This is a genomic window from Micromonospora sp. NPDC000442 (assembly GCF_042898635.1).
Lineage (GTDB): Bacteria > Actinomycetota > Actinomycetes > Mycobacteriales > Micromonosporaceae > Micromonospora.
Window position 1 is genome coordinate 291,986 of the sequence record NZ_JBIAYZ010000002.1, and the last position, 22,321, is coordinate 314,306.

Annotated in this window: 19 protein-coding genes; 11 read left to right on the top strand and 8 right to left on the bottom strand. The window is 71.4% G+C overall.

What is annotated here, in order from left to right; genetic code table 11:
- Window positions 1-5: 5 nt before the first annotated feature.
- The 3 genes from ACFY2A_RS04035 (at window position 6) to ACFY2A_RS04045 (ending at window position 4,794) form a co-directional block, all read left to right on the top strand.
- Entirely contained in the window at window positions 6-3,119 is a 3,114-nt protein-coding gene (locus ACFY2A_RS04035; protein ID WP_387168111.1) for a M14 family zinc carboxypeptidase, read from the top strand.
- A gap of 93 nt (window positions 3,120-3,212) precedes the next feature.
- Window positions 3,213-4,142: an NAD(+)/NADH kinase gene (locus ACFY2A_RS04040; protein ID WP_387168115.1), complete on the top strand. Its 930-nt coding sequence runs from the start codon at window positions 3,213-3,215 to the stop codon at window positions 4,140-4,142.
- A gap of 151 nt (window positions 4,143-4,293) precedes the next feature.
- On the top strand, window positions 4,294-4,794 hold the full coding sequence (locus tag ACFY2A_RS04045; protein WP_387168118.1) for a hypothetical protein: 501 nt from the start codon (window positions 4,294-4,296) through the stop codon (window positions 4,792-4,794).
- Between the two features lie 63 nt (window positions 4,795-4,857).
- On the opposite strand, the gene pgm is transcribed toward ACFY2A_RS04045, so the two are convergent.
- Together pgm and glgC are read right to left on the bottom strand one after the other, a co-directional pair.
- Window positions 4,858-6,504, bottom strand: a complete 1,647-nt coding sequence (pgm, locus tag ACFY2A_RS04050) for a phosphoglucomutase (alpha-D-glucose-1,6-bisphosphate-dependent) (RefSeq protein ID WP_387168121.1) — start codon at window positions 6,502-6,504, stop codon at window positions 4,858-4,860.
- Between the two features lie 58 nt (window positions 6,505-6,562).
- Entirely contained in the window at window positions 6,563-7,795 is a 1,233-nt protein-coding gene (gene glgC, locus ACFY2A_RS04055) for a glucose-1-phosphate adenylyltransferase (protein WP_363919049.1), read from the bottom strand.
- A gap of 96 nt (window positions 7,796-7,891) precedes the next feature.
- Between glgC and glgA the strand changes: the two genes are divergently transcribed.
- Window positions 7,892-9,091 carry a glycogen synthase gene (gene glgA, locus ACFY2A_RS04060; RefSeq protein ID WP_387168124.1) on the top strand — a complete coding sequence of 400 codons (1,200 nt, stop codon included), beginning with the start codon at window positions 7,892-7,894 and terminating at the stop codon, window positions 9,089-9,091.
- Window positions 9,092-9,096: 5 nt separating this feature from the next.
- Here glgA and ACFY2A_RS04065 read toward each other — a convergent pair whose 3' ends face one another.
- From ACFY2A_RS04065 to ACFY2A_RS04080, 4 genes are all read right to left on the bottom strand, one after another.
- Window positions 9,097-9,552, bottom strand: a complete 456-nt coding sequence (locus tag ACFY2A_RS04065; RefSeq protein WP_387168128.1) for a type II toxin-antitoxin system VapC family toxin — start codon at window positions 9,550-9,552, stop codon at window positions 9,097-9,099.
- On the bottom strand, window positions 9,542-9,781 hold the full coding sequence (locus ACFY2A_RS04070; RefSeq protein WP_164445328.1) for an AbrB/MazE/SpoVT family DNA-binding domain-containing protein: 240 nt from the start codon (window positions 9,779-9,781) through the stop codon (window positions 9,542-9,544). Before ACFY2A_RS04070 ends, ACFY2A_RS04065 begins: the two co-directional genes overlap by 11 nt.
- A 134-nt stretch (window positions 9,782-9,915) precedes the next feature.
- Entirely contained in the window at window positions 9,916-10,662 is a 747-nt protein-coding gene (locus ACFY2A_RS04075; protein ID WP_387168131.1) for a DNA polymerase beta superfamily protein, read from the bottom strand.
- Window positions 10,659-11,333, bottom strand: a complete 675-nt coding sequence (locus ACFY2A_RS04080; protein WP_387168133.1) for a DNA polymerase beta superfamily protein — start codon at window positions 11,331-11,333, stop codon at window positions 10,659-10,661. The genes ACFY2A_RS04075 and ACFY2A_RS04080 overlap by 4 nt, the downstream gene beginning before the upstream one ends.
- Before the next feature lie 157 nt (window positions 11,334-11,490).
- On the opposite strand from ACFY2A_RS04080, the gene ACFY2A_RS04085 reads away from it, so the two are divergent.
- The 3 genes from ACFY2A_RS04085 (at window position 11,491) to ACFY2A_RS04095 (ending at window position 16,466) form a co-directional block, all read left to right on the top strand.
- Window positions 11,491-13,647, top strand: coding sequence for an alpha-1,4-glucan--maltose-1-phosphate maltosyltransferase (locus ACFY2A_RS04085; protein ID WP_387168137.1), 2,157 nt, complete (start codon window positions 11,491-11,493; stop codon window positions 13,645-13,647).
- Window positions 13,635-15,737, top strand: a complete 2,103-nt coding sequence (glgB, locus tag ACFY2A_RS04090) for a 1,4-alpha-glucan branching protein GlgB (protein WP_387168140.1) — start codon at window positions 13,635-13,637, stop codon at window positions 15,735-15,737. Before ACFY2A_RS04085 ends, glgB begins: the two co-directional genes overlap by 13 nt.
- A 192-nt stretch (window positions 15,738-15,929) precedes the next feature.
- Window positions 15,930-16,466 carry a hypothetical protein gene (locus ACFY2A_RS04095; RefSeq protein WP_387168143.1) on the top strand — a complete coding sequence of 179 codons (537 nt, stop codon included), beginning with the start codon at window positions 15,930-15,932 and terminating at the stop codon, window positions 16,464-16,466.
- Between the two features lie 134 nt (window positions 16,467-16,600).
- Here the strand turns inward: ACFY2A_RS04095 and ACFY2A_RS04100 are convergent, their stop codons facing one another.
- Window positions 16,601-17,641, bottom strand: coding sequence for an App1 family protein (locus tag ACFY2A_RS04100; protein ID WP_387168146.1), 1,041 nt, complete (start codon window positions 17,639-17,641; stop codon window positions 16,601-16,603).
- Between the two features lie 114 nt (window positions 17,642-17,755).
- Here ACFY2A_RS04100 and ACFY2A_RS04105 point away from each other — a divergent pair, with 114 nt between their 5' ends.
- The 4 genes from ACFY2A_RS04105 to ACFY2A_RS04120 all read left to right on the top strand — a co-directional run bounded on the left by ACFY2A_RS04105 (window position 17,756) and on the right by ACFY2A_RS04120 (window position 22,046).
- Entirely contained in the window at window positions 17,756-19,381 is a 1,626-nt protein-coding gene (locus ACFY2A_RS04105; RefSeq protein ID WP_387168149.1) for an ArnT family glycosyltransferase, read from the top strand.
- An 8-nt stretch (window positions 19,382-19,389) separates the two neighbouring features.
- Window positions 19,390-20,184 carry a peroxide stress protein YaaA gene (yaaA, locus tag ACFY2A_RS04110; protein WP_387168153.1) on the top strand — a complete coding sequence of 265 codons (795 nt, stop codon included), beginning with the start codon at window positions 19,390-19,392 and terminating at the stop codon, window positions 20,182-20,184.
- Between the two features lie 98 nt (window positions 20,185-20,282).
- A complete protein-coding gene (locus ACFY2A_RS04115; RefSeq protein WP_387168156.1) occupies window positions 20,283-21,002 on the top strand; it encodes a hypothetical protein in 720 nt (239 codons plus the stop codon).
- Window positions 21,003-21,074: 72 nt separating this feature from the next.
- Complete coding sequence (locus ACFY2A_RS04120) at window positions 21,075-22,046, top strand: TAXI family TRAP transporter solute-binding subunit (RefSeq protein ID WP_387168159.1); 972 nt, start codon at window positions 21,075-21,077, stop codon at window positions 22,044-22,046.
- A 9-nt stretch (window positions 22,047-22,055) separates the two neighbouring features.
- Here the strand turns inward: ACFY2A_RS04120 and ACFY2A_RS04125 are convergent, their stop codons facing one another.
- Entirely contained in the window at window positions 22,056-22,307 is a 252-nt protein-coding gene (locus ACFY2A_RS04125) for a helix-turn-helix transcriptional regulator (RefSeq protein WP_363919075.1), read from the bottom strand.
- Window positions 22,308-22,321: the final 14 nt, after the last annotated feature.

Here is a 22,321-nt window from a genome sequence, read left to right on the forward strand (position 1 = left end):
GCAGGATGAGGCGCACACCGCTGGCGATCGCCGGCGTGTTCACTCTGGTCGGTGCGCTGGTGCTGACCGCACCGGCGAACGCACGGCCGCCGTCCGATCCGGGCGGCCGCGATGGCCGAGACGGCCTGGAGGTGTACGTCGGCACGGTCGATCCCGGGCAGCTGCACCGGTTGCGGGAGGCCGGTGTCGACCTCGGGCACGGCGCGACGCCCGACCAGTCCGGCAAGACGGAGATCGAGACGGTGCTCAGCCGCAGGCAGGCTGACCGGCTGGCCCGCAAGGGTGTCGATCTCGAGGTCAAGAAGGTACGCGGTAAGGATGCCTCGCAGGTGCTGCGGGAGCAGGCCGCGGCGGGCTGGCGGGCCTTCCGGTCGTACAGCGAACCCGGCGGCATCCGCGACGAGATCACCGCGACCGCGGCACGTTATCCGAAGCTGACGAAGGTGCAGAGCATCGGTCGTTCGGCCCAGGGTAAGCCGATCCTCGCGATGAAGGTCACCAGGAACGCGAAGACCAGGAAGGATGGTAAGCGGCCGGCGGTGCTCTACGCCGGCACGCAGCACGCCCGGGAGTGGATCACGCCGGAGATGACCCGCCGGTTGATGCATCACGTGCTGACCAGCTACGGCTCGGACCGGGAGATCACCCGGTTGGTGGACACCACCGAGCTGTGGTTCGTCCCGGTGCTCAACCCGGACGGCTACGACCACACCTTCACGCCCGGTAACCGGCTGTGGCGCAAGAACCTGCGCGACAACAACGGTGACGGCCAGATCACCGGGGCCGACGGCGTCGACCTGAACCGTAACTTCAGCTACAAGTGGGGCTACGACAACGAGGGTTCCTCGCCGGATCCGGCGAGCGACACCTACCGCGGACCCGGTCCCAACTCGGAGCCGGAGACGAAGGCGCTCGACGCCTTGTTCAAGCGGCTCAAGTTCGAGTTCTTCGTCAACTACCACTCCGCCGCGCAGTTGCTGCTCTACGGCGTGGGTTGGCAGGTGGCGACGCCGACCCCGGACGACGTGATCTACGAGACAATGGCCGGGGACGACGCCAACCCCGCGGTACCCGGCTACGACCCGGACATTTCCGCCGAGTTGTACACCACCAACGGCGACACGGACAGCCACGCCACGGTGCGCTACGGCACCCTGGGCTTCACCCCGGAGATGTCCACCTGTCAGGCGGCTGCCGAGTCGGATCCGGACGACCAGTGGCGGCCGGAGGACTGCGTCAGCGTCTTCACCTTCCCCGACGACGAGAAGCTGATCGCCGCCGAGGTGGCCAAGAACCTTCCGTTCGCACTCGCGGTGGCGAAGTCGGCGCACCGGCCGGACGATCCGGTCTCGGTGGTCGGCCGCAGCACCCCGGACTTCGTGGTGGATGCCTTCGACGTGTCGTACGGCCGGAACCAGCAGGTCGCCGCGATCACCCGGCGCTCGCTGAAGAACGTCAAGCTGAACTGGTCGATCAACGGGGGCCGGACGAAGTCCACCCGGGTCCGCGAGTGGCGTGGCGGTGAACGCTACGGCGACACCCACGACGAGTACTACGCCGAACTGCGCGGCAAGGTCACCGGTGCCCGGCCGGGCGACCGGGTGCGGGTCTGGTTCACCGCTACCAAACCGGGTCGGGGGAAGGTCAGCAGCGAACGCTTCACCTACCGGGTGCACGACGACATCGGCGGGGACGTGCTGGTGCTGGCGGTGGAGGACGTCACCGGTGTCAGCCCTGCCCAGGACACCACCACCGCGAGGTACGCCGACGAGATCGCCGCCTCGCTGAAGGCGGCCGGGCGCAGCAGCGACGTGTACGACTTCGACGCGATGGGGCGTACCGCCCCGCACCATCTGGGTGTGCTGTCGCACTACCGGGTGGTGGTCTGGGAGACCGGCGACGACATCATCCTGCGCGAGCCGGGTCAGGTGCCGGGCACGGTGGCGAAGGCGGCGGTGGACATCGAACTGTCCGTCCGGGACTACCTCAACGAGGGCGGCAAGCTGCTGGTCAGCGGCAAGTACGCGCTTTACGCCCAGGCGGCGAACGGTTCGTACGGCTACCTGCCGGATGCCCCACCGGAGTGCACGGACGCCGCCGATCCGAGCTGCCTGCCGTTGCTGAACGACTTCCAGCAGTACTGGCTGGGTGCGTACAACTACGTCAGTGACGGCGGCACGTCACCCGACGGGCAGCCGTACCCGGTCCGGGGTGACGACGGGGCGTTCGCCGGCTTCGCCGGAACGCTCAACGCCGACGGCTCGGCGGGCAACCAGGACCACACCGCGTCGTTCCTGACCACGTCGAGCTTCCTGCCGCCGGCGCAGTTCCCGCAGTTCACCAGCTCCGCTCCGGTGGGCTGGGGGCGGCCGGGTGGCGCACCGTTCGACCCGCGTACGGGCGAGTGGTACCTGTTCAGCGGACAGTCCGACGAGTCGTACAAGCGACTGACCCGGACGGTGGACCTGACGGGGGCGACCAGCGGCGAGTTGCGCTTCTTCACCTCGTTCGACATCGAGACGAACTGGGACTTCATGTTCGTCGAGGCGCGTGAGGTCGGCACCGACAACTGGACCACGCTGCCGGACGCCGGGGGCATGACCACCCAGGAGACCGGGGACAGTTGCGCCTCCGGCTGGGTGGCTCAACTGCACCCGTTCCTCGCGCATTACCAGGGCGCGGACTGTTCGCCGACCGGCAGCACCGGGCAGTGGCACGCGGCGACCGGCACCTCCAACGGCTGGAAGGAGTTCGTGGCCGACCTGTCCGGGTACGCGGGCCGGCAGGTGGAGATCTCCATCAGCTATGCCAGCGACTGGGCCACCCAGGGCCTCGGCCTGTTCGTCGACGACACCCGGGTCGTGGTCGACGGGGCCACCGTCGCCGAGACGTCGTTCGAGACGGATCTCGGTGGCTGGACGGTGGCCGGCCCGCCGGCCGGGTCCGCTCCGGCGGCAAACGACTGGTCGCGCAGCCAGCAGGCGTTCGAGGAAGGTTCGGCGGTGGTCACCCGGGACACCGTCTACCTCGGCTTCGGGCTGGAAGGTCTGGCTCCGGCGGCCCGGGACGAGCTCGTCGCCCGGTCACTGAACCATCTGACGGGCCGACCCCGCCGGTAGCGGTGGTCGAGGGCGCGCCAGCGGTCGGACACCGTCGGCGCGCCTTGCCGCGTAGCGGCATGACGGGCGTCCGGACTGTGATGAGCTGTGGGTATGGACCGCATCCGGCTCGGGTTGGTGCTGCACCCCACCCGGGACGTGTCCCCGGTGGTGGACACCATCGCCGCCTGGGCCGCGCGGCACGAGGTGGCCCTGACGGTACGCGAGCAGGACCGGCAGCGGGTGCCCGAGTCCGTCCGCCCGGTACCGGAGGACCAGCTCACCGGAGGGGCGGACGTGCTGGTCAGCATCGGCGGGGACGGCACGATGCTGGGCGCGCTGCGGGCGGCCGTACCCGATCCGAAGCCGGTGCTCGGCGTACACCTGGGGAAGTTGGGGTTTCTGGTGGAGGTCGAGCCGCCGGAGCTGCCGGCGGCGCTGGACCGGCTGCTGGTTGGCGAGTACACCGTCGAGTCGCACAGCTGCCTGGCCTGCGACGTGTGCGGCGACGACGTGGTCGCGTTCAACGACATCGCCCTGATCCGGCACCCCGGTCAGGGCTTCGTCACCGCGACCCTGGCGGTGGACGGGCAGCAGTACGGCTACTACCGCTGTGACGCGTTGGTGGTGAGCACCCCGACGGGGTCGACCGCCTACAGTTACGCCGCCGGCGGGCCGCTGGTCTCCCCGGCCACACGAGCGGTGGTGGTCACCCCGAGCGCGCCGATGTCGGGCATCTCCCGGTCGGTGGTGCTCTCCCCCGAGGAGACGATTCATCTGGAGCTACGTCCGGGATCCGCGCCGGTCGCCGTGGAGGTGGACGGCCTGGTCATCCGGGACGGGTCGACCTCGGGTGCGGTGCACATCCGCTACCGCCCCGACGCCGGCCTGGTGGTCCGCCTCGACCCGGCCCGCTACCAGGAGCGCAGCCAGCTCAAGCTGAGCCTGCTCGACCTGCCGCTGCTGCCGGAGCAGCTCCGCGAACTGCTCCCGGAGAACCTGCGTCGCCAACTCGGCCGCCGCGAACTCCCCCCACCGCGCTGACCCTGCGCTGCGGCGGCTGACTTTCCGCCCTTGCATCGATAGACTTCACTTCATCTGCAATCGGTGCCGGTGGCCGTCCCAATCGGGCCCCCAGTCGCGACCCGTCCCGCCCAACACACCACCGCACCCCGATCAGTCTGGAAGGAAGCAGATGACCCGCGCACTCCTGCGGGCGGCGACCGTCCTCGCCGCCGCGCTTCTCGCCGCCACCGTCATGGCCAGCAGCGCCGCCGCCAGCCCGATCTCCCAGCGTTTCTCCGTCCCGTCCGGAGACAACTGCACCTACGGCTACACCGAAGGCGTGCTCGAATGGCGCTCAACCGCACCCACAAGTGCGGTACGGCTTACCGGAGTCGTCGTCGACCGGCCCAGCGCCAACGAGCCGATCGCCTGCCGCGACGACCGTCGCTACACCACTGCCACCTATATCGCGTACGCGGGCGATCGTCCCATCGACCAGGCAGCCCAGCGGGTCGACAACGGAGTGGTGCGGTTCGACTTCGTCCTCGGCTCCAACGCCTCGGTGCTGGGCATCGACCGGGTGACCATCCAGGTCTGCCGGACGTCTCTCGACGGGCCCAGCATCAGGCCGGACTACTGCGGTCGGGAACACACCTTCCGCCCCACGTCGATCGGTCCGGCCGGATCGTGACAGCGGCATCCCGGGTGTGGTCACTCATGGTCACCACACCCGGGCGCCCGCTCCGCCGCAGTGTCAGGAGTTGTCGAGCACGTCGGTGACCAGGGCTTGGGCTTCCTGCTGTACCCGGGCCAGGTGGTCGGGGCCCTGAAAGGACTCGGCGTAGATCTTGTAGACGTCCTCGGTGCCCGACGGGCGGGCGGCGAACCAGCCGCTCTCCGTCGTCACCTTCAGCCCGCCGATCGGGGCGCCGTTGCCGGGGGCGGTGGTGAGCGTCGCGGTGATGGGTTCGCCGGCCAGTTCGGTGGCGCGTACCTGCTCCGGGGATAGCTTGCCGAGCACCGCCTTCTGCTCCCGGGTGGCGGGTGCGTCGATGCGGGCGTACGCGGGTGCGCCGAACCGGTCGGCCAGCTCGGCCCAGTGCTCGCTCGGGGTCCGCCCGGTGCTGCCGATGATCTCGGCGGCGAGCAGGCAGAGCAGGATGCCGTCCTTGTCGGTGGTCCAGGTGCCGCCGTCGCGGCGCAGGAACGACGCGCCGGCGCTCTCCTCGCCGCCGAAGCCGACCGTGCCGTCGAGCAGGCCGGGCACGAACCACTTGAAGCCGACCGGCACCTCCAGCAGCGGTCGGCCGAGGTCGGCGGCGACCCGGTCGATCATCGAGGACGAGACGAGGGTCTTGCCGACGGCCGCGTCCGGGCCCCAGTTCTCGCGGGTACGGAACAGGTGGGCGATCGCGACGGCGAGGTAGTGGTTGGGGTTCATCAGGCCGGCGTCGGGGGTGACGATGCCGTGCCGGTCGGCGTCGGCGTCGTTGCCGGTGGCCACCTGGTAGTCGGCGCGCATGGCGATCAGCGAGGCCATCGCGTTCGGCGACGAGCAGTCCATCCGGATCTTGCCGTCGCCGTCGAGGGTCATGAACCGCCAGGTCGGGTCGACGGTCGGGTTGACCACGGTCAGGTCGAGCCGGTGCCGGTCGGCGATCTCGCCCCAGTAGTCGACGCTGGCGCCGCCGAGCGGATCGGCGCCGATGCGGACCCCGGCGGCGCGGATCGCGTCGAGGTCGAGCACCGCCGGCAGGTCGTTGACGTACGCGGCGAGGAAGTCGTACGTGTCGGTGGTGTCGGCGGCGCGGGCCCGCGCGTACGGGATGCGGCGCACCTCCTTGAGCCCGGCGGTGAGGATCGCGTTCGCGCGGTCCTGGATCCATTTCGTGACGTCGGAGTCGGCGGGGCCGCCGTGGGTGGGGTTGTACTTGAAGCCGCCGTCGTCGGGCGGGTTGTGCGACGGGGTGATCACGATGCCGTCGGCGAGGCCGGCGGTGCGTCCCCGGTTGTGGGTGAGGATGGCGTGCGACACCGCCGGGGTGGGGGTGTATCCGTCCCGGCTGTCCAGCAGCACGGTGACGTCGTTGGCGGCGAGCACCTCCAGGGCGTCGACGGCCGCCGGGGTGGACAGCGCGTGGGTGTCGCGGCCGAGGAAGAGGGGACCGTCGACGCCCTGTTCCCGCCGGTAGTCGCAGAGCGCCTGGGTGACGGCGAGGATGTGGTCGGAGTTGAAGGCGTTGCGCAGGCTCGACCCGCGGTGCCCGGAGGTGCCGAAGGAGACCTGCTGCGCCGGGTCGGCCGGGTCGGGGTGCTCGGCGTAGTAGGCGGTCACCAGCCGTGGTACGTCGACCAGATCGGCGGGCTCGGCGGGCTGGCCGGCACGGGGATGACTGCTCAAGGCTGTATTGACCTTTCGTTCGCGACTGCGGGGCTCCGCTGCGCTGCACTCCTCGCGCTCACGGTTCTACCTTCTGTCCTTTGCCGATGACCACGATGCCGTTGTCGGAGACCGTGTAGCGCTGCCGGTCGCGTTCCAGGTCCACGCCGATCTCGGCGCCCTCGGGAACCTGGACGTTCTTGTCAAGGATGGCCCGACGGACCACCGCGTGCCGGCCGATCTCGACGCCCTCCATGAGCACCGAACCGTCCACGTGGGCCCAGGAGTGGACCTTCACCTTGGGCGAGACGATGGAGTTCTCCACCAGGGAGCCGGAGATCACCGCGCCGGGCGAGACCATCGAGGCGACCGCCCGGCCGACCCGCTCCCCCCACTGGTGGACGAACTTGGCCGGCGGATACGGCGGTTGCTCGGTGTAGATCGGCCAGTCGAAGTTGTAGAGGTTGAACACCGGGTGGACGTTGATCAGATCCATGTGGGCGTCGTAGAACGAGTCGAGGGTTCCCACGTCGCGCCAGTAGCCGCGGTCCCGGTCGGTGCTGCCGGGCACCTCGTTGTCGCGGAAGTCGTAGACGTTCGCCTCGCCGCGCTCGACCAGCATCGGGATGATGCTGCCGCCCATGTCGTGCTTGCTGGTCTTGTCGTCGGCGTCGCGTTCGACCGCGTCGATGAGCGCCCGGGTGGTGAAGACGTAGTTACCCATCGAGGCGTAGATCTCGTCGGGGGCGTCGGGCAGACCGACGGCGTCGGTGGGCTTCTCCCGGAAGGCCCGGATCCGTCGGCCGTCCTCGCCTACCTCGATGACGCCGAACTGGTCGGCCGTCGACAGCGGCTGCCGGATGCCGGCGACCGTCACGCTGGCGCCGGAGGCGATGTGGTCCTCCACCATCTGCCGGGGGTCCATCCGGTAGATGTGGTCGGCACCGAAGACGATCACATAGTCCGGCTGCTCGTCGTAGATCAGGTTGAAGCTCTGGTAGATTGCGTCGGCCGAGCCGGCGAACCACCAGGGGCCACGGCGCTGCTGCGCGGGCACCGGCGTGACGTAGTTGCCGAGCAGCGTCGACATCCGCCAGGTCTTGGTGATGTGCCGGTCGAGGGAGTGGGATTTGTACTGGGTCAACACGACGATCTTCAGATAGCCGGCGTTGGCCAGGTTGGAGAGGACGAAGTCGACCATGCGGTACATCCCGCCGAACGGGACGGCCGGCTTGGCCCGGTCCGTGGTCAGCGGCATCAGGCGCTTGCCCTCTCCGCCGGCCAGGACGATCGCGAGCACCTTGGCAGCCATGAACAGACGCTATCCATACCGGTGCCGGTTCACCACTCGTACGGGCACAGTTCCGCGGCCGGGTGCGGCGTCGGATTCTGCACTAGGGTGCCGGGCATGACGGACTCCGCACGGCTGCGCGTGGACCTGCTCACCAGGGAGTACCCGCCGGAGGTCTACGGCGGCGCCGGGGTGCACGTCGAGTACCTGGCCCGGGAACTGCGCCGGATCACCGACGTGCGGGTGCACTGCTTCGGCGCGCCGCGTACCGAGCCGGGGGTTCGGGCGTACGCCGACCCGCCGGCCCTGGCCGGGACGAACGCCGCGCTGCGGACCATGGGCGTGGATCTGGAGATGGCCGCCGGATGCGCCGGTGCCGACCTGGTGCACAGCCACACCTGGTACGCGAACCTGGCCGGGCACACCGCGAAGCTGCTGTACGGGGTGCCGCACGTGGCGACCGCGCACAGCCTGGAGCCGCTGCGGCCGTGGAAGGCCGACCAGCTCGGCGGTGGCTACGCGCTCTCCTCCTGGTGTGAGCGCACGGCGTACGAGGCGGCCGACGCGATCGTGGCGGTCAGCGCGGGGATGCGTCGGGACGTGCTGGCCGCGTACCCGTCGGTGGATCCGGACCGGGTGCACGTGATCTACAACGGCATCGACACCGCGCAGTACGCCCCGGACCCGGGCACCGACGTGCTGGCGCGCCTCGGCATCGACCCGGCCCTGCCCAGCGTGGTCTACGTCGGGCGGATCACCCGGCAGAAGGGCCTGCCGCACCTGCTGCGGGCCGCCCGCGAGCTGCCGGCGGACACCCAGTTGGTGCTGCTGGCCGGGGCACCGGACACCCCGGAGATCGCCGCCGAGGTGGAGGGCCTGGTCGCCGAACTGCGGACCAGCCGCTCCGGGGTGGTCTGGGTGGCGGAGATGCTGCCCAAGTCCGAGGTGATCCAGGTGCTCACCCACGCCACCATCTTCGTCTGCCCGTCGGTGTACGAACCGATGGGCATCGTCAACCTGGAGGCGATGGCCTGCGAGACGGCGGTGGTGGCCACCGCCACCGGCGGCATCCCGGAGGTGGTCGCCGACGGCGAGACCGGCCTGCTGGTCCCGATCGAGCAGGCCGGCCTCGACGGCGCGCCTGTGGATCCGGCGCGCTTCGAGGCCGACCTAGCGGCCCGCCTTAACGAGTTGCTGGCCGCGCCAGAGCGCGCCGCCACGCTCGGCCGCGCCGGCCGGCACCGCGCCGTCGAACACTTCTCCTGGGACGCGATCGCCGCCCGCACCCTCGACCTCTACCGCTCCCTGCTGAAGTAGTGCGATCAACCCACCGGGCTGATCAACTCCAGCTTCGGGAAGTACGTCCGGTAGCGGGCCCCGTCGCGGGTGAGCAGACGGTATCCACACACGGCCGCATGGGCCCCGATGTAGAAGTCGGCTATCGGTGACCTCTTGGTGCCGCCCTGCGCGCGGTAACTCGCGTACGCCTTGCCCGCGAGGAAGCCGGCCGCATACGGGAGTTCCTCACGAAGGAAGTCACCGGCCGGCAGCGCCTCGTCGAGGTCCTCGATGCGGTCGAAACGGACCGACACCTCGGCGTACACAATGGGGTTGATCACCAGGGCCCCGTTGTCCCGCGCCTCGGCCAGTGACTCGCTGGACCAGTTCGCCCACCGGGCGTCGTCGGTGAGGATGTCAAGCAGCACGTTCGTGTCGACAAGGGTCGTGGCCGAGTCGGTGGGCCGGTGCGCGACGGCGCGGAGTCGGTCAATCCCCACGCAGCAACTCCATGAGGTCGTCGGTGGACATGCCGGCGGTCTGCTTCGTGCCACCACGCCCGCGCATGTGTCGCACCAGGCGCTGCCCTCGACTCTCCGCGCCGCTCACCCGGACGATTCGGAGTGCACCGCCGTCCTCGATCACGTCGACCTCGTCACCCTCGTGCAGGCCGTACCGGGCGCGCAGCGCGGCCGGGATGGTGACCTGCCCCTTGCTGTTGAGCTTCATGGCGCCTCCGCGTATCACGTAATACAAACGATACGTGTCAGCAGACGGATACGTCCTCCGAGCATCCGAACAGCACGTACGGCCCGGGCGGACCGCTGCTTGAGCGAGCAAGGATCACGAGCCGGTGGCGCGGATCAGGCCAGGCGGGTGCGTACGACCAGGTCGTGCAGGGCGTCCACGGCGGCCGGGTCGGGTTGGTCGGGCAGGGCCGAGGCGTTCCTGGTCTCCTCCAGGTCGGCGCGCAGCCGGGGTACGTCGACGGCGAGTCGCTCGGCGGCGCCCGGGGGCAGTGGCCCGTGCTCGGCCTCCCGCTTGGCGGCGATGAGATCCGGCACGTACGCCAGGCTCTTTCCCAGCACGCCGAGGTCCGTCTCCAGACGGCCGGTACGCATCAGGTGGATCCCGGTGAGCAGGACCCGCAACGTGTACAGCGCGGGCTTGAGCTTTCCGGTCTGCGCGTACAGCCGCTCCTGGGTGGCCGCGAAGCCGAGGTAGTGGTGCGCGTGGTGACGGGTGACAAGTCGCGGTGCCAGGGACACGAGTTCAGCGTGCACCGGGGTGGTCACGACCACCAACGGCGACAACACCTGTTCCAGCACGTACCCGTTGCGGCTGTTCAGCAGCCGGGCGAACTTCAGCAGATCGTGGCTGACCACGTCCAGCTCGACGCCGTCGCGTACGCCGGTGTGCTGCAAGGTGTCCGGTCCGGTGCGCAACCCGACGACCTCCGTCGCCGGCAGCAGGTGCGCGGCGCGAAGATCCAGGTCGGAGTCGACGGACGCGAAGCCGTACAGGTGGGCGCCGCTGACGGTGGCGAACAGCAGTGGGCGGGGTAGCTCCCGGGCGGCCTCGGCGGCCCACGCCGGCACGTCGACTGTCACGACAGGTTCCTTTCCCGTACGGCGGTGAGCAGCCGGTCCACGGCGTGCCGGTCGGGTTGTTCCGGCAGCGTGGTGGTGGCAGCCGCCTCGGCGAGTTCGGCGAGCAGGTCCTCGGCCCAGCCGGTGACCGACTCCCACATCAGGTCGCCTCGGCGCACCGCGAGCAGCCGGTCACGCAGGTGCCGCACGTCCACCAGGATCTCCCCGGTCCGCAGTACGTGCACCCCGGCGATCAGCAGCCGGATCATGTGCATGGCCTGCTTGTGGTTCGTCTCGCCGGTACGTTCGCGGCGGGCCGCCACCCGGTTGAGCTGGTCCCGGGCGTAGCCGCCGTACGTCTGGGCCACCCGCCGCGACAGGAACGCCCGCCGGCTGGCCAGCAACTGTCGCCCGTCCTCGGTGATCGTCTCGACAAACGGGGACCAGAGCACCTCCAGCACCGTCGGGTTGCTCTGCAGGGCCAGCTCGCAGAGGCGTTCGAACTCCCAGGAGAACTGCTCCGCCGCCGGCCCGTCGAGGTGGGTGGGTGGCTTCTCCAGGTGCCAGAAGGCGCGGGTCGGTGCCACGTACACGCCACGCCGGTCGTGGTCGGAATCCGGGCCGTGCAGCCCGTACGCCCGCGACCCGACCACGACGGCCAGCACCGTGTGCCGCTCGACCAGTTCGATCATGCCGGCACGCTACCCGCCCCGATCTGTGGCAGTTCCGGTGTCTTCACCTCGGCGTGTCGTCCACTTTTACTGCCACGGATCGGGGCACACCACGCCCTCCAAGATCTCGTTGGTTGTCAGCCGAGCGCGAGGGGATCTCGGGCAGTAGGTTGGGGCGGTGAGCGGACGGTTCCCGATCGAAGACGTCTCCCCCGTCGTCTCCTGCGGTCGCTACCCGGCCCGTGCGGTGGTCGGCGAGGTGGTGCCGGTGTCGGCCCGCGCCTACCGCGAGGGGCACGACGCGCTCGGCTGCAACGTGGTGTGGCTCGGCCCGGACGGGGTGGCCCGCCCGTTCACCCGGATGCGTCCGGGTGAGCCCGGCCAGGACCGCTGGCACGCCACCATCGTGCCGGACGCGGTCGGCGAGTGGATGTTCACCGTGGAGGCGTTCAGCGACCCCTACCTGACCTGGCACAACGCCGTCACCAAGAAGATCGCCGCCGGCCAGGGGCCGGCTGAGCTGGCAAACGACCTGGCCGAGGGCGTACGCGTGCTGAGCGCCGCCACCAAGCTGGTGCCGAAGGCCGAGCGGGCCCGTCTCAAGAAGGCCGCGAAAACCCTGACCGACGTCGACCGGCCGCTGCCGCAGCGGGTGAGTCCGGCGCTGGAGTTGGCCGACCTGCTCTGGGAGCACCCGGTGCGCGAGCTGGTCACCACCGGCGAGGAGTACCGCCTCTGGGTGGACCGCGAGTTGGCCCTCTTCTCCGCCTGGTACGAGTTCTTTCCCCGCTCCGAGGGGGCGGTCCCGGCGACAGTCGACGCGCCGGCCCGCTCCGGCACCTTCGTCACCGCCACCGAGCGGCTGCCGGGTGTCGCGGCGATGGGCTTCGACGTGCTCTACCTGCCACCGATCCACCCGATCGGGCGGGTCAACCGCAAGGGCCCGAACAACAGCCTGGTCGCCGGGCCGGACGACGTGGGTTCGCCGTGGGCGATCGGCGCGGCCGAGGGCGGGCACGACGCGATCCACCCCGATCTGGGTACGCCTGAGGACTTCCGGGGCTTCGTCGCCGCCGCCGCCGAACACGGCCTGGAGGTGGCGATGGACCTGGCGTTGCAGTGCGCGCCGGATCACCCGTGGGTGACCGAGCACCCGGAGTGGTTCACCACCCGGGCCGACGGCAGCATCGCGTACGCGGAGAACCCGCCGAAGAAGTACCAGGACATCTACCCGCTGAACTTCGACAACGACCCCGAGGGCATCCGCGCCGAGGTGCTGCGGGTGGTGCGGCACTGGGTCGGCGAGGGCGTGAAGATCTTCCGGGTGGACAACCCGCACACCAAGCCTGTCGACTTCTGGCACTGGCTGATCTGGGAGGTCAAGCGGGTCGACCCGGACGTGCTCTTCCTCGCCGAGGCGTTCACCAGGCCGGCGATGATGCACGGGCTGGCCAAGGTCGGCTTCACCCAGTCGTACACGTACTTCACCTGGCGGACCTCGGCCGCGGAGATGCGCGAGTACTGCACGGAGCTGGTGGCGGCGGCCGACTATATGCGGCCGAACTTCTGGCCCAACACGCCGGACATCCTGCACCCCTCGTTGCAGCACGGCGGACCGCCGATGTTCAAGATCCGGGCGGTGCTGGCCGCGCTGCTCTCCCCGTCGTGGGGCACGTACGCCGGCTACGAACTGTTCGAGCATGTGGCGCGCCCCGGCGCGGAGGAGTACCTCGACAACGAGAAGTACGAGCTGCGCCCGCGGGACTGGGCCGGCGCCGAGGCGCGGGGCCGCTCGCTGGCGCCGTTCATCACCACCCTGAACCGGGTACGCCGGGAGAACCCGGCCCTGCGCCGGCTGCGCAACCTGGTCTTCCACGACATCGACAACCCGGCCCTGCTGTGCTGGTCCAAGCATGATCCGGAAACCGGCAACACGGTGCTGGTGATCTGTTCGTTCGACTCGCACACCGTGCAGTGGGGCAACACCACCCTGGACATGCCGGCGCTGGGTCTGGACTGGCACGACCGGTTCACCGTGCACGACGAGCTGACCGGCGCCCGCTACGACTGGGGGCAGCGCAACGCGGTCCGGCTCGACCCGTACCTGCAACCCGCGCACGTGCTCACCCTGCACCGCCCGGCCACCGCGCCGGAGCCTTCGACCGGGCCAGCCGTGACCGGGCCGGCCCTGTCCGGGCCGACGGATGCCGGGTCCCCGGGTCAGGGCGGCACCGAGCCGGTCACCCTGACCGTTCAGGACGTGCCCGCCGACCTGTCGGGCGGCACCGCACCTACCGCTCCCGCCCAGAAGGACGACACCCGATGGACCAGCTGATTTCCGGGGAGATCCACGACCCGCACGCCGTGCTCGGTGCGCACCCGGCCGGCGGGCGTACGGTGATCCGCACCCTGCGCCGGGGCGCGGGTGACGTCGGCGTGCTGGTCGGCGAGGAGCGGCACCCGATGAAGCGGGTGCACGACGTCGGAGTCTTCGAGGCCACCGTCCCCGGGGAGGTGCTCGACTACCGGCTCGACGTCGACGGCGTGCGCCACGACGACCCGTACCGTTTCCCGCCGACCCTCGGCGACCTGGACCTGCACCTGATCGGTGAGGGCCGGCACGAACGGCTGTGGGAGGCGCTGGGCGCCCGGGTCGTCGACGGCGGGGTGGCGTTCGCGGTTTGGGCGCCGAACGCCCGGGGCGTGCGGCTGGTCGGCGACGTCACCGGCTGGGCGCCCGACGACGGCTGGCCGATGCGCTCGCTCGGTTCGACAGGCGTGTGGGAGATCTTCGTGCCGGACGCCACCGCCGGCACCCGGTACAAGTACCGCGTGCTGGGCGCGGACGGGTACTGGCGGGACAAGGCCGACCCCCTCGCGGTGTACGCGGAGGTGCCGCCGGCCACCGCGTCGGTGGTGCACCGGTCGGCGTTCGAGTGGTCCGACGCCCAGTGGCTGGACCGGCGGTCGCGGCGGCAGCCGCACCAGGAGCCGATGAGCGTGTACGAGGTGCACCTCGGTTCGTGGCGGCCCGGCCTGGGTTACCGGGAGCTGGCCGAGCAGTTGACCGCGTACGTGGTGGAGCTGGGTTTCACCCACGTGGAGTTCCTGCCGGTGATGGAGCACCCGTTCGGCGGTTCGTGGGGCTACCAGGTGACGGGCTACTTCGCGCCGACGGCCCGGTTCGGCGACCCCGACGACTTCCGCTACCTGGTGGACCGGCTGCACGCCGCCGGCGTCGGGGTGATCCTGGACTGGGTGCCGGCGCACTTCCCGAAGGACGAGTGGGCGCTCGCCCGGTTCGACGGCACCCCGCTCTACGAGCATCCCGATCCACGCCGGGGTGAGCATCCCGACTGGGGCACCTACGTGTTCGACTTCGGTCGACGGGAGGTGCGCAACTTCCTGGTCGCCAATGCGCTCTACTGGTTGGACGAGTTCCACGTCGACGGGCTGCGGGTGGACGCGGTCGCCTCGATGCTCTACCTGGACTATTCGCGGCAGGAGGGGCAGTGGACGCCGAACGTGCACGGCGGCCGGGAAAATCTTGAGGCCATCGCGTTCATGCAGGAGGTCAACGCGACGGTCTACAAGCACCACGCCGGGGTGGTGATGATCGCCGAGGAGTCCACCGCCTGGCCGGGGGTGACCCGGGCGACAAGCGACGGTGGGCTCGGCTTCGGGTTCAAGTGGAACATGGGCTGGATGCACGACACCCTGCTCTACACCTCGAAGGACCCGATCTACCGGCAGCACCACCACCATCAGCTCACCTTCTCCCTGGCGTACGCCTGGAGCGAGAACTACACGCTGCCGATCAGCCACGACGAGGTGGTGCACGGCAAGGGTTCCCTGGCCGGCAAGATGCCCGGCGACACCTGGCAGCGGCTGGCGAACGTGCGCGTGCTGCTGGCGTACATGTGGGCGCACCCGGGCAAGCAGTTGTTGTTCATGGGCTGCGAGCTGGCCGACGACCGGGAGTGGAGCGAGGAACGCGGCCTCGACTGGTACCTGCTGCACGATCCGGCGCGGGCCGGCGTGCAACGCCTCGTCGGCGACCTGAACCGGGTCTACCGGGACACCCCGGCGCTGTGGGCGCAGGACACCTCCCCCGCCGGTTTCCGCTGGCTCGCCGGTGACGACGTCGCCAACAACACCATCTCGTTCGTCCGGATCGCGCCCGACGGGGCGACTCTGGTCTGCGTGGCCAACTTCTCCGCGCTGCCGGTTGAGGACTACCGGATCGGGTTGCCGGCCGCCGGCGCCTGGGCGGAGGTGCTCAACACCGACGCCCAGCACTACGGCGGTTCCGGCGTGGGCAACCTGGGCACCGTGCACGCCGAGAACGTCCCCTGGCACGGCCAACCCGCCTCGGTGGCGCTCCGCGTGCCGCCGCTGGGGGCCCTCTGGCTCCGCCCCGCCTAGCCGCGTCGGAGAGCCGCCGAACCGGATGTCCTCGACGCCGTCATGTCACTCAGAATTTCCTGTCTGAGTGACATGACGCTTACCAGGAATAGAACAACCCGCCGGGCGGGCAGGTAGATCATCGGACGGTGAACCACCCGCGCCCTTGCGGCCGTACCCATGGTTCCAGGTGGACGACGAGGCGGAGGATCGATGGCGAGCAGCAGGGGTACGGCCCGGGACCGTGGGAGTGAGCCCTCGTTAGGACAGCGGAGGATCGCGGGGTTCGCGGCGGTCGGGGTGACCCTGGCGGTGGCCTTCGCGGTGGCGACCGGGACCAGTCAGGCCAGCGAGAACTGCGACGGCCTGGACGCCGCAGTGGGCAGCAACCTCGCGTTCATCGCCGACCAGTTGGTGTTCCCCGACGAGCTGTCGGAGGCCCGGATCGCCAACCGGCAGGCGGTCATCGACCAGTTGGAGCAGCGGCGTGCGGCGGCCGGCTGCACCGGCGAGGTCGAGGTACCCGACGCGGACCCGAACGCGGCACTCAACGGTGGCGCGGCGGAGAACTGCGACGGCCTCGACGGCGCGGTCCGCAACAACCTCGCCTTCATCGACGGCCAGCGGCGCAACCCGGACGCCCTCTCGGAGGCGCGGATCGCCAACCGGCAGGCCGTCATCGACCTGCTCGAAGACCGTCGCACCCTGGCCGGCTGCGCCGGCGAGGTCACGCTCACACCGGGCGGCTGACACCGACGGACGGTGGGTGGGCCGGGCCGGGTGACCGGCTCCGCCCGCCTGCCGACCAGCGCCCCCGCCAGCCCGCCCGACCAGCGCCCCGCCGGCCCGGTCGGCGGACCGGGACCGGCGAACCGAGGGCCGGCTCAGACCAGGCCAGCGCCGCGTAGCAGGGTCCACAGGCCGGCGCCGTCGGGCGCGGAGAGCCACTTCTGCCCCACCGGCCCCTCGGCGTGGTCGTCGTGTGGAACCGGCAGGCTACCGGCGAGCACCGCCTGGGTGGGCGACAGCCGGCGGATCGCCACCGCGGCGACGTTGTCCGGATGGGCGACGGCGAACTCGCGGTAGACCTCCTGGTCGTGCTGGCCGTCGTCGCCGACGAGCAGCCAGCGGACGTCGGGGAACTCCTTGGCCAGCCGGGCCAGGGTGGCCCGCTTGTGTTCCCGGCCGCTGCGGAACCAGCGGTCCTGCGTCGGCCCCCAGTCGGTAAGCAGCAGCGGACCGGCCGGGTAGAGGTGCCGGGACAGGAACCGGGTCAACGTCGGGGCGACGTTCCACGCGCCGGTGGACAGGTAGAACACCGGCGCGCCGGGGTGGGCGGTGACCAGCCGCTCGTAGAGCACCGCCATGCCGGGCACCGCCGCGCGGGCGTGTTCGTCGAGGACGAAGGTGTTCCAGGCGGCGAGCAGCGGCCGGGGCAGCGCGGTCACCATGACGGTGTCGTCGATGTCGGAGAGGATGCCGAAGCGCACCTCCGGGTCGAGGATGCGCACCGGTGCCTCGACCGGATCGGCGTCGGGCATGCTCAGCCGCACCGAACCCCAGCCGGGTGGCAGGCCCGCCTCGACCACTGTGTCGATGAAGCCGCTGCGGTCGGCCTGTGCCTCGTGCACCACCCCGCCGGTCTCGATGGTCACGGTGACGTGCTTGGCCGGCAGGGTGGTGAAGCTGCGCCAGCCCCGGACCTTCTCCAGCCGGCCGCGCTGGCGGGTGTCCGGCCGCCCCAGCAGCACCCGGCACATCACCCGCACCCAACCGGGCCCGCCGTAGCCGGTGTACGCGATGATGTTGGTCCGCCAGCCGGTCCGCCGCAGCCGGCGTTCCACCAGGGCGTGCACGGCGTCCTCGATCCGCGCGGCCCGGTGCAGGTTCGGTACGGCCAGTTGGCCTGCGGGAGTCGGTGGCACGGAAGCAACCCTGCCACAGACCAGCCACCTCGGCCACGCGAGCTGAGCCGAACCGCCACGCCCGGCGTCGCCGCCGTGACACACTCCGGTCGGGACGACGACGGGGGCGAGGTCGTGCCACGAGCAGGGGCGGAACCAGGGCGACAGCGCGGGCGGTGGCGGCCACGGCTCGACCGGCCGGCGCTTGTCGCCCTGCTGTTCGGGATGATCGGAGTCGGTTACCGGCTGGTGCTGGTGCTGACCACCGTGCCCGTCTCCAACAGCGACGAGGCGACCTTCGGGCTGGCCGCGCTGCACATCGCGCAGGGCCGCGAGCAGCCGATCTTCCTGTACGGCCAGCGGTACATGGGCACCCTGGAGTCGTACCTGGCCGCACCGCTGCTCGCGGTGACCGGGCCGAGTTGGCCGATGTTGCGGTTGCCGGTGCTCGCGCTCTACGCGCTGTTCCTCTGGTTGATCCACCGGTTGACCCGGCGGATCGGCTCGCCGTGGTTCGCCACCGTGGTCGTCGGGCTGCTCGCGCTCGGCTCCGAGCGGGTCGTCCGGGACCAGGTGACCGCGGTCGGCGGGCGGCCGGAGGTCAAGGTGGCGGTGCTGGCGATGCTGCTGGTCGTGGTGGCGCTGGCCCGAGGCACGATACGGCACCGGACGCTGGCCGTGGGCGGGTTCGGGCTGCTCGCCGGGGTGGCGCTCTGGTCGGACTGGCTGATCGTGCCGTACCTGGCGATGGCCGGGCTGGCGTTGGTGTGGACGCTGCGCCGGAAGCTGTTCGGCTGGGCGGGCCTGCTGCTTGTCGTCGGCTTCGCCGTCGGGCTCGCCCCGATGATCCGGGACAACCTGGTTGCCCCACCCGGGCAGGACTCCCTGTCGGTGCTACGGGGGGTCAGCGGCGAGGACGGGCCGGTGCCGCCGTGGTCGCAGCGGCTCGGCGGCGGGCTGCTGGACGGCGTACCGCTGGCCGCCGGGCTCTGCCCGGTCGACGGCTGCGCCCGCTGGCAGGCATGGTTCGGCCTGCTCTACCCGCTGCTGCTGGTGGTGGCGGCGGCGCTCGCCGGGCTCGCGTACCGGCGGGCGACCGGGCGCGGCGACCGGGTCGGCCCGGTCGTGCACCTCGCGCTGCTCACCGGCGCGGCGCTGACCCTGCTGGCGTACCTGCGCAGCCCGCTGGCGGCCACGGATCCGCTGGGCAACGCCCGCTACCTGTCGGTGCTGCAACTGTCGCTGCCGGCGGTGCTCCGGCCGCTGTGGGTGGCGGCGGTCGCCGCCCGACGGGGCACCTCCGGCGTGGCGGGCCGGGTGGCGGGGGTGGCGGCCATCGCCGTGCTGGCTGCGCTGGCGGCGGGTTCGCTTGTGGTGACAGTGCTCTTCGCCACCACCGGCGCGGCTCCGGGGCGTACCGAGGAACGACAGGCCCGGGCGCTGGCCGACACGGTCCGCGCGGCCGGCCTGCGTGAGGTGTACGGCGAGTACTGGACCTGCAACCGGCTGGTCTTCAACACCGACGAGGAGGTGGTCTGCGCAGTGGTCGACGGCAGTCTGCATCCCGGGCAGAACCGGTACCCGGCGTACTGGTGGCGGCTGGCCCGGGCGCAGCGGCCCGGGTACGTGCTGGCGGCCGACGCCCCGGCGGACCGGCGGCTGCGGGAGCTGCTCGGCGACCGGGCCGGGGCGGCGCTGCTCGCCGAGGTCGGCGGTTTCCGGGTGTACCACCCGGCGGAGCCGCTGCGGCCGTGGCGTTAGATTCACCCATGCTCATCCTGCTGCCGCCCTCGGAGGGCAAGGCCGAGACCGGCTCGGGCCGCCGACTGGACCTGGACCGGCTCTCCCTGCCGGAGCTGAACCCACGGCGGGAGGAGGTGCTGTCCGCGCTTGTCGCCCTCAGCGCCGGGCCGCCGGAGACGGCGCTGACCGCGCTCGGCCTCGGCGCCGGGCAGCACGGTGAGGTGCGACGCAACGCTCGGCTGCGGCAGGCCGCCACCGCGCCGGCCGGCCGGATCTACACCGGCGTGCTCTACGAGGCCCTCGACCTGGCCAGCCTGCCGGCGACGGCGCAGCGGGCGGCCGGACGGCAGGTGCTGGTCAGCTCCGGCCTGTGGGGAGCGGTGCGGCTGACCGACCGGATCCCGCCGTACCGCTGCCCGATCGGGGCCCGGCTGCCCGGCGTCGGTGCCCTGCCGGCGCTGTGGCGGCAGGACCTGGGTGCCGCGCTGACCGCGGCGGCCGGTCGCGGCCCGGTGCTGGACCTGCGTTCCGGGGCGTACGCCGCGGCCTGGACGCCTCGCGGCGAGTTGGCCGAGCGCACCCTCACCGTGCGGGTGCTGCACGAGCGGGAGGTCGACGGGGTGCCGGTGCGCTCGGTGGTCAGCCACTTCAACAAGGCCACGAAGGGGCGGCTGGTCCGGGACCTGCTGCTCGCCGGAGCCCGACCGCGTTCCGTGGCAGCGCTGGTGACGACGCTGCGGGACCTGAAGTACCCGGTGTGCGAGCAGGCCGCCGGGCCCGGCCGGCCGCGTCAGGTCGACGTGATCGTTTCGGAGCTGTAACCAGGCGCAAGATTTCCTCAAGGCTGGATCGGATCGGTACCACCGGTCCGTGTCCCGGGTCACCGTAAGAGGACCCGACGCGACGAGGAGGCCCTCCGGTGGTTGCCGAACCGATCCTGCTCGACCGGTCCCGTCCGTCATCGGCCCTGCCGGCGTCCACCGCGCCGTCGTCGGCCCGGCCCCCGTCGGCACCGCCTCCGCTGGCCTGGTCGACCCTGGCCGACGCGTTCGAGACGGCCTGCCTGCTGCGTTGCATGCCGCCGCCGGCGACCGCCGGGCACCGGCACGCCGGGCAGCAACCCGTCCGGCCGACGACTATCGAGTTCAACCGGGAGGAGGCGGCGCGGCGGACCCGGCAGCTGCTCGATCGCCTCGACATCCCGGTCCGGCACGAGGTGGCCGTCGGTGGGCTGCGCCGCCGGTACGAGCTGCACCGGCTGCACGTCGGGCGGGAGCACCGGCCGACGTACGCGGCGATCGCGGAGAACGGCTGGCGGCGCGGCCGGCGGGAGCTGCTCGGCGGGCCGGTGCCGGGTGCCTCGACGGCGCGGCGGTTGTGGCGCACCCGGTTGGCCGCCGCCGCCTGGCGGGCCGCGCTGCTGGCCGGTGGTCGGCATGTCCGGCGGCACATCCTCGGGGTGCGGATCACCGACCGGGAACTCGGCGCGGTGCTGGTGCGCGGTGCCGCCCTGCTTGATGTGCCGGCGCTGCTGCGTCCCGGCACCGGCTGCTTCCTGGTCAGCGTGGCCCACGGCCGCGACCGGGACCGCATCCTGCGGTACGCGGCGGAGGAGGCGGTGCAGCGGCCGGTGGCCTGACCGGCGGCCGACCCACGGCCGCACCGTGCTCCGCCGTCCCGGGGTTGCGTCATCGGGGTCCGGCGGCGCACAGTGCTGCCCGTGACCCGTACCCGCTGTCCCGCGCGAGCCCGGTGGCGTGGCGCCCGCGTGGCGTTGGCGCTGACCGTGCTGCTGGCCCTGCCCGGCCTCGGCGGCTGCCGCGACGATCCGGGTGAGCCGGTGGTCATCCGGATCGCCACCGGCAGCCCCACCGCCGTCTACCACGCCTTCGGTGCGTCGCTGGCGGCCATCCTCAACCGGGAGCTGCCCCAGGTGCGGGCGGAGGTGCTGGTCACCGCGGCCTCCGCGGAGAACGTGCAGCTGCTCAACGCCGGGCAGGCCGAACTCGGCTTCACCCAGGCCGACGTGTTGCAGGCCGACCCGGGTCCGGACCCGCCGGTGGTGGCGGTCGCCCGGGTCTACGACGACCTACTGCACCTGGTAACCACCGCCGACAGCCCGGTGCGGGCCCTGGCCGACCTGCGCGGGCGGCGGGTCTCGGTGGGCGCGGCCGGCTCGGGGACCAAGATCACGGTGGACCGGCTGCTGACCGCCGCCGGACTGGACGGCCCGCAGGTGCGGCAGGAGCAGCTCGGCCTGGACGATTCGGTGGCCGCCCTGCACGCCGGTCGGATCGACGCCTTCTTCTTCTCCGGTGGGCTGCCGGTACGCGCGGTCGCCCAGTTCGCCCAGGACACTCCCACCCGCATCGTCGACCTCGGCGAGTGGACCGCACGGCTGCGCCGGGGCAACCCCGAGGTGTACGTACCGCGGGACATTCCCCGCTCGGTGTACGGCGTCGACCCGGTCACCACCGTGGCCAACCCGAACTACCTGGTGGTGCGGGCCAACCTGCCGGAGTCGCTGGTTCGCGAGGTGACCCGGCTGCTGATGGAACGCCGCTCCGAACTGGCCGCCGCGCACCCGGCAGCCGGCCGGATGAGCCCCCGCTCGGCCATCGCCACCTCACCGTTGCCCCTGCACCCGGGCGCCGTCGACTACTACCGGGCCAGCAAACCCTGACCGGACGCGTCAGGCGGACCGCGCGGCGGGCGGCGTGGGGTCGCCCAGCCGGGGAAACGGTTCGGTGGCGAAGACCACCTCCACCGGCACCTCGAAGTGCCGGGCGATGCGCAGCGCCAGATGCAGGCTCGGGCTGAACTCGCCGCGTTCCAGGTAGCCGATGGTCTGGTAGTGGACGCCCAACGCCTCGGCCAGCTGACGGCGGGAGATCCCCCGCTCCGCCCGGAGCATGGCGATGCGGTTGTGGACGATCTCACTCATCTCGACGGCCCATC

Bases quoted from the DNA above. Each gene is read 5' to 3' on its own strand.
- ACFY2A_RS04035 (WP_387168111.1), top strand. From the start codon at position 6: ATGAGGCGCACACCGCTGGCGATCGCCGGCGTGTTCACTCTGGTCGGT.
- ACFY2A_RS04040 (WP_387168115.1), top strand. From the start codon at position 3,213: ATGGACCGCATCCGGCTCGGGTTGGTGCTGCACCCCACCCGGGACGTG.
- ACFY2A_RS04045 (WP_387168118.1), top strand. From the start codon at position 4,294: ATGACCCGCGCACTCCTGCGGGCGGCGACCGTCCTCGCCGCCGCGCTT.
- glgC (WP_363919049.1), bottom strand. From the start codon at position 7,795: ATGGCTGCCAAGGTGCTCGCGATCGTCCTGGCCGGCGGAGAGGGCAAG.
- glgA (WP_387168124.1), top strand. From the start codon at position 7,892: ATGACGGACTCCGCACGGCTGCGCGTGGACCTGCTCACCAGGGAGTAC.
- ACFY2A_RS04070 (WP_164445328.1), bottom strand. From the start codon at position 9,781: ATGAAGCTCAACAGCAAGGGGCAGGTCACCATCCCGGCCGCGCTGCGC.
- ACFY2A_RS04080 (WP_387168133.1), bottom strand. From the start codon at position 11,333: ATGATCGAACTGGTCGAGCGGCACACGGTGCTGGCCGTCGTGGTCGGG.
- glgB (WP_387168140.1), top strand. From the start codon at position 13,635: ATGGACCAGCTGATTTCCGGGGAGATCCACGACCCGCACGCCGTGCTC.
- ACFY2A_RS04095 (WP_387168143.1), top strand. From the start codon at position 15,930: ATGGCGAGCAGCAGGGGTACGGCCCGGGACCGTGGGAGTGAGCCCTCG.
- yaaA (WP_387168153.1), top strand. From the start codon at position 19,390: ATGCTCATCCTGCTGCCGCCCTCGGAGGGCAAGGCCGAGACCGGCTCG.
- ACFY2A_RS04125 (WP_363919075.1), bottom strand. From the start codon at position 22,307: ATGAGTGAGATCGTCCACAACCGCATCGCCATGCTCCGGGCGGAGCGG.